5 protein-coding genes are annotated in these 6,439 nt (G+C 31.9%); 4 read left to right on the forward strand and 1 reads right to left on the reverse strand.

Annotated elements, in window-relative coordinates:
- Positions 1 to 35: 35 nt before the first annotated feature.
- Entirely contained in the window at positions 36 to 1,265 is a 1,230-nt protein-coding gene (locus Q0975_RS12820; RefSeq protein ID WP_299437216.1) for a DEAD/DEAH box helicase, read from the reverse strand.
- 187 nt (positions 1,266 to 1,452) lie between these two features.
- Here Q0975_RS12820 and Q0975_RS12825 point away from each other — a divergent pair, with 187 nt between their 5' ends.
- The 4 genes from Q0975_RS12825 (at position 1,453) to Q0975_RS12840 (ending at position 5,572) form a co-directional block, all read left to right on the forward strand.
- On the forward strand, positions 1,453 to 1,869 hold the full coding sequence (locus Q0975_RS12825) for an RDD family protein (protein WP_299437218.1): 417 nt from the start codon (positions 1,453 to 1,455) through the stop codon (positions 1,867 to 1,869).
- A gap of 88 nt (positions 1,870 to 1,957) precedes the next feature.
- Positions 1,958 to 3,883, forward strand: coding sequence for a BatA and WFA domain-containing protein (locus tag Q0975_RS12830; protein ID WP_299437220.1), 1,926 nt, complete (start codon positions 1,958 to 1,960; stop codon positions 3,881 to 3,883).
- Positions 3,880 to 5,133, forward strand: a complete 1,254-nt coding sequence (locus tag Q0975_RS12835; protein WP_299437222.1) for a dihydroorotase — start codon at positions 3,880 to 3,882, stop codon at positions 5,131 to 5,133. Before Q0975_RS12830 ends, Q0975_RS12835 begins: the two co-directional genes overlap by 4 nt.
- 109 nt (positions 5,134 to 5,242) lie before the next feature.
- Entirely contained in the window at positions 5,243 to 5,572 is a 330-nt protein-coding gene (locus tag Q0975_RS12840) for a hypothetical protein (protein WP_299437224.1), read from the forward strand.
- Positions 5,573 to 6,439 lie beyond the last annotated feature (867 nt).

A 6,439-nucleotide genomic window follows, 5' to 3' on the forward strand; every position in this document is an offset into this window, starting at 1 on the left:
AAAAAAAGCGGAAGTTAAACTTCCGCTTTTTTTATTTATGATCTTTTACGTCTTCTGTTATTATTTCTATTATTACGTTTAGGTTTTCCTTGCTGATTTTTCTTGGGCGGAGCAGCATTATAATCAAAAACAAAACTTGGTTCAAAACCATCTATGGTTTCCTTAGGTAGTGTTAGTCCCAATAATTTCTCTATTCCTTTTACGTAAGCTACTTCTTCCTGAGAAACTAATGAAATTGCCTCTCCGCTAGCTCCTGCTCTACCAGTACGCCCTATTCTATGAACGTAGTCTTCAGAGATATTAGGCAATTCATAATTAATTACATGTGGTAACAAAGGGATATCGAGTCCACGAGCAGCTATATCAGTAGCCACTAGCACTCTGATTTTATTTTGTTTAAAACCGGCTAATGCTTTGGTTCTTGCACCTTGGCTTTTATTTCCATGTATTGCTGCGGATGTGATTCCATTTTTCACTAACTTTTCACTTAGGCGATTTGCCCCGTGTTTTGTTCGCGTAAAGATCAGAACTTGTTTCCAATTTCCTTCAGAAATTAATTTGATGACTACTTCAGATTTTTTAGTTTTATCAACCTGATACATCCTTTGATCAACCTTCTCTGCCGTTGTATTTTCTGGAGCAGCCTCTACAGAAACGGGATTATGTAAAATTCCGTTAGCTAATTTTTTAATCTCCTTAGAAAATGTAGCAGAAAACAATAAGTTCTGTCTTTGCTTAGGCAGTAGTGCTAGTATTTTATTGATATCTCTCTGAAATCCCATATCCAGCATTCTATCCGCTTCATCCAATACTAGAATTTCAGTTTTTGCCAAAGACAGCGCTCTTTGACTATGTAAATCTAACAAACGACCTGGAGTAGCTACCAATATATCAACTCCATTTCTTAGAGATCTAATCTGTGGGTTAGCATTTACACCACCAAAAACGACCATCGATCTAAGATCTACAAATTCGCTATATGCCTTTACATTATCCAATATCTGAGCTGCTAATTCTCTTGTTGGTGTTAATATTAATGCTCGAATAGGTCTTTTTCTAAAGTGCTGCCCTTGTGATAACAACTGAAGTATTGGCAATGTAAAACCAGCCGTTTTACCAGTTCCAGTTTGAGCTGATGCCAATACATCTTTTCTTTCTAAAATTGGTGGTATTGCTTTTTCCTGAATTGGGGAAGGAACAGTATATCCTTTTTTATCGATTGCTTTTAATAAAGCATCGGATAATCCTAATGAATTAAATGACATATAAATTGTTTAAGAAACAACAATCTATTAAGTTATGCCATTTCTGAATGCAGCAGCAAAGGTACACCTTATTTTTAGATACCACTTCGCTTGTAAGTTTGTTAATTAACAAGGAAACTATGTTTCAATTTTATATTAGTAAAACTTCCAAAAATCTTCTATCGATAACAAAATGTTATGTAGCTTTATGAAAATTAAAAAAGTTATGACTAAAACAGGATATCCCGGGCTTTTTGATAGAGTAAAAGCAGTAATTGTAGATTCCATAGTTTTGATCATATTTATGATCATTATCACTGATATCTTTTCTACTTTCGAAAATGTACATGACAATGCCAGAATAATTGCTTTTTTATTCATATTTCTTCTATATGATCCCATCTGTACCAGTATTTTTGGAGGTACTATCGGTCATATCCTTATTGGAATTAGAGTTAGAAGAGAAAACAATCGTAAAAAGAATATTTTATTTCCTGTAGCACTTCTTAGATATCTTGTAAAAGCTTCATTAGGATGGATTTCGTTATTATCAGTTATGAGTAACGAAAAGAGACAAGCAATACACGATTCCATGGTTAAGTCTGTAGTGGTTTATGAGAAATAAAAAAAGAATAATTCTTACCTTAAAAATTCGTTAAGCCTACATGGTCTATATCAAATCTTATAGTATATTTGACAAACATTAATCAAGAATGCAATTCAGACACCCAGAATTTCTTTATGCTTTAGTTGCACTTGTTATTCCTATTATAGTTCATTTATTTCAATTACGTCGTTTTCAGAAAATACCTTTTACGAACGTACAATTTCTCAAAGCGGTTACGATACAGACTCGTAAAAGTTCTCAGATTAAAAAGTGGTTAACACTTCTTGCTCGTTTATTGGCACTGGCAGCACTTATAATTGCTTTTGCACAACCTTTTTTAGCTTCAGAAGAGGTTATCGGTAAAGAAAATGAAACGGCAATCTATCTGGATAACTCCTTTAGTATGCAAGCCAAGGGCTCAAAAGGACCTTTACTACAGCGTGCTATTCAGGAACTATTAAGTTCATTACCAGAAGATGAAACGATCTCTATTTTCACCAATACCCAAACCTTTAAGGAAGTAAGTAAAAAAGACATTAGAAATGATTTGCTTCAGTTAGAATATACTTCGAATCAAATTCCTTATAATGCAGCCTATCTAAAAGGAAAACAACTACTAGGCGATTCCCCAGAAACTATAAAGCGTATCATTATGGTTTCTGATTTCCAACAAAAGGATGAAGCTTTTGATATATCTTTTGATTCTGAAGCCAAAACAAACCTAGTTCAACTAGCGCCCGTGACACGTCAGAATATTGCCATAGACAGTCTTTTTTTACAACGTAATATAAACAATGAACTCGTTCTTAATGTTTTAATTAGTAATACTGAAGCTAATGCAGAGAATGTTTCAATAGCATTTTATAATGACGAAAAACTAATTGCCAAGACCTCCGTTTCTGTACCAAAAAATAGCGCCGCTACCACCCAGTTTAGGATTGATGATAATACTAAAATTAATGGTCGTATTATTCTGGAAGACCCTGCTTTGGCATTTGATAATTCCAGGTATTTTACCATTAATACTCCTGAAAAAATAAAAGTATTAGCGATTAATGAAGAGAACGATCGTTTTATAAAAAACATCTATACTCCCGATGAATTCTTATTGACAAGTACAACATTAGATGCGCTAAACTATAATGATATTGGTAATGCTAATCTTGTATTGATTAATGAGATAAAACAGATTCCGGTTTCATTGATTAATGCTCTTAAATCCTTTAAAAATCAAGGCGGTACTATATGTTTTATTCCTGCAACAGAAGGTAATCTAGCATCCTATCAACAGCTTATTAGTAGTTTTTCTTCTGAAGGGTTATTGGCAGTACGTACTCAGGAAAAAAAGATAACTAGCATTAATTTTTCGCATCCTTTATATAGAGGAGTTTTTGACAAAAAAGTAACTAATTTTCAATATCCAAAGGTAAATTCCTACTATCAGACAGGTGCCAGTAACAATGTTTTATCTTTTGAGGACAGCACTCCTTTCTTATACAAAACGAACGCTGCATACATATTTACTGCAGCAATTAATAATGAAAATTCTAATTTTAAGAATTCACCATTAATTGTTCCTACCTTATATAATATTGGAAAACAAAGTCTAAAACTTTCTGATATATCATACACCATTGGACAAACTAATACCTATGATGTTCCTATTTCATTGGGCCAAGATGGAATATTATCATTAGAATCCAGTGAAGAAAGTATCGTTCCTTTACAACAAAGTTTTGCTACTAAAGTACGTATTACAACAGACGAAGTTCCTTCTAAAGCTGGAATATATGCGCTAAAAGATAAAGAAAAACTAATCCACAATGTAAGTTACAATTACAACACATCAGAAAGTGACTTACAATACTATAACCTATCTACTACTGCAGAATATGAAGTGAGTGATTCAGTAATCACTTTATTTGAGCAAATAAAAGAAGAGACAAGTATTCATGAACTTTGGAAATGGTTTATTATTTTTGCTCTGATTTTCTTATTAATTGAAATCTTATTATTAAAATATCTCAAATGAATCTCTTATTAAAGGCTGCTACTGTAATTGATCCTTCATCGCCCTTTCATAATCAAACGATAGATATTCTAATCGAAAATGGAATCATAAAGGATATCGATGCCTTGATTGAGGCAAAAGAAGATATTGAAGAAATTAAATTAGACACGCTACACGTATCGCAAGGATGGTTTGATAGTAGTGTAAGTTTTGGAGAACCAGGATATGAAGAACGAGAAACTATAAACAATGGACTAGCTGTTGCCGCTAAAAGTGGTTTTACGCATATAGCTCTCAATCCTAACACCTTACCGATTACAGACACTAGTGCTTCTGTTGGTTTCTTAAAAGGAAAAGCATTACAAAATGCGGTCAACCTTCATCCGATTGGTTCGCTAACAGTAAAATCAGAGGGTGTGGATATGGCAGAGCTATATGATATGAGTCAAGCAGGTGCCATTGCTTTTGGAGATTATAAAAAATCCATGCGAAATCCAAATTTGCTTAAAATTGCATTATTATATGCTCAAAATTTTGACGGACTTGTTCTTTCTTACCCTCAGGATAATAATATTGCTGGAAAAGGAATGGTCAATGAAGAAAAGCAAAGTACATTGTTAGGACTCAAAGGAATTCCAGCACTTGCTGAAGAATTACAAATTTCCAGAGATCTTTTCTTATTAGAATATACTGGAGGGAAATTACATATTCCAACAATCTCAACGGCTAAATCTGTTCAATTAATCAGAGAAGCGAAAGCTAGTGGATTACAAGTAAGTTGTAGCACCTCTGTTCACCATTTATTACTTACGGATGAAGAATTAACTACCTTTGATACTAATTATAAAGTATTACCACCACTGAGAACTTTAAAAGACGTTAACGCACTATTAGATGGCGTTAAAGATGGAACCATTGATATGGTAACCAGTGATCATCATCCGATGGATGTTGAACATAAAAAGGTAGAATTTGATAATGCTAAATATGGCACTATTGGCTTAGAAAGTGCATTTGGAATACTAAACAATATAATGAGTACTGAAAAAGTAATAGCACTACTAACTCAAGGAAAATCAATATTTGGAATTAAAAATGTTTCCATAAATAAAGGGAATAAGGCTAACTTATCTTTATTTACACCAAAAGGAAATGGAACATTTACTAAGAAACATATAGTATCAACTTCTAAAAACAGTGCATTTTTAGGAAAAGCTATAAAAGGAAATACCTATGGTATTATTTCTAACAGCCAAATAGTATTGAAGTAGCGTAGTATTTTGTCATTCCTGTATAAACAGAAGTTTACAAAACTATTGTTGCTATTGGATATGAATCTTTAAAACTCGAGGTAAAAAACAAATAAACATAACATCAATCATGGAATCAGATTACGCAAAACAAGGAAAAACAGCAGCTATTGTGGCTTATATTACTATTATAGGAACGATCATAGCTTTTTTTATGAATCAAGATAACAAAAATACTTTTGCTAGTTTTCATATTAGACAGGCCTTAGGCATAAACATTGGTTTTTACCTGTTAGGAGCTTTGGTTAGCATGTTTGATTCCTGGTTAATTTCATCAACATTTTACGTTTTCATATTTGTACTTTGGGTTTTTGGATTGATGACAGCTATAAGAGAAGAACAAAAAACAGTACCTATTGTTGGTCCTTATTTTCAAGATTGGTTTACTTTTATTAAATAATTAATAAGAAAAAAAAGTACTACACAAAATACGCATCAAATGGATAACTCTTTTTTATTGAATTCTTCGACTATTCTTCATATTAACATACAATAAATAACTTAGAGTAATTTAAATTTCCTTACTTCAAATTCTTGTTTCTGAATCAGAACACCTATTAGTTAATACTATATATAAATAGCTGAAATTTAAGCTATGACTAATCAGTATATCATTGCTACTTAATAGCTCTACAATATACTTCCTAAGATTTCATAATATCCAATAAATAAATTTCCCTAAGAATTAAAACTGTAAAAACAGTTATTTCATCATATACATCAGTTATTACTTTAGGGTAAAATCTCTAAAATATATCATTAGATTTAAAGTAATAGTACTTAACGAACCTTTAAAACACTCATTATGAAATCATTTAAGACCAAACTAATTATCAATTTAAAACACCTAAAAAAATTCTTATTGTCTTTACCAAAAGCTAGTGCTGGTGCAATACATGAAAATAATGGACCTTCATATTAGTTATAAATCACATAAAATCTTATGAAGAAATATTACATATTTACTCATTTATATGCCAAAAACGATAGCTTGATCAAGAAGAAAACTTTAAAGCCTATTCTAGTTACTAAGGCTATCAGCTATTTTTAAAGAACCTTAAAAACACTTAAAACTTTACCCATGTGTTATTTATTTACCTTAATTTCTCAAGAAAACTTAGCCTACTAAGCTGAAAAAACCTGTAAAATTTCTTTTACAGGTTTTTAATAAAACAATAGTTAGCAGACTATTCTGTTGGTTTAGGACTCCATTTTAAGAAGTTAGGTTTTACTACTAACATCGCCCATCCCCAGTTTTGTACTCCAC

It is taken from the genome of uncultured Aquimarina sp., from assembly GCF_947500065.1.
Lineage (GTDB): Bacteria > Bacteroidota > Bacteroidia > Flavobacteriales > Flavobacteriaceae > Aquimarina.

Bases quoted from the DNA above. Each gene is read 5' to 3' on its own strand.
- Q0975_RS12830 (WP_299437220.1), top strand. From the start codon at position 1,958: ATGCAATTCAGACACCCAGAATTTCTTTATGCTTTAGTTGCACTTGTT.
- Q0975_RS12820 (WP_299437216.1), bottom strand. From the start codon at position 1,265: ATGTCATTTAATTCATTAGGATTATCCGATGCTTTATTAAAAGCAATC.
- Q0975_RS12835 (WP_299437222.1), top strand. From the start codon at position 3,880: ATGAATCTCTTATTAAAGGCTGCTACTGTAATTGATCCTTCATCGCCC.
- Q0975_RS12840 (WP_299437224.1), top strand. From the start codon at position 5,243: ATGGAATCAGATTACGCAAAACAAGGAAAAACAGCAGCTATTGTGGCT.
- Q0975_RS12825 (WP_299437218.1), top strand. From the start codon at position 1,453: ATGAAAATTAAAAAAGTTATGACTAAAACAGGATATCCCGGGCTTTTT.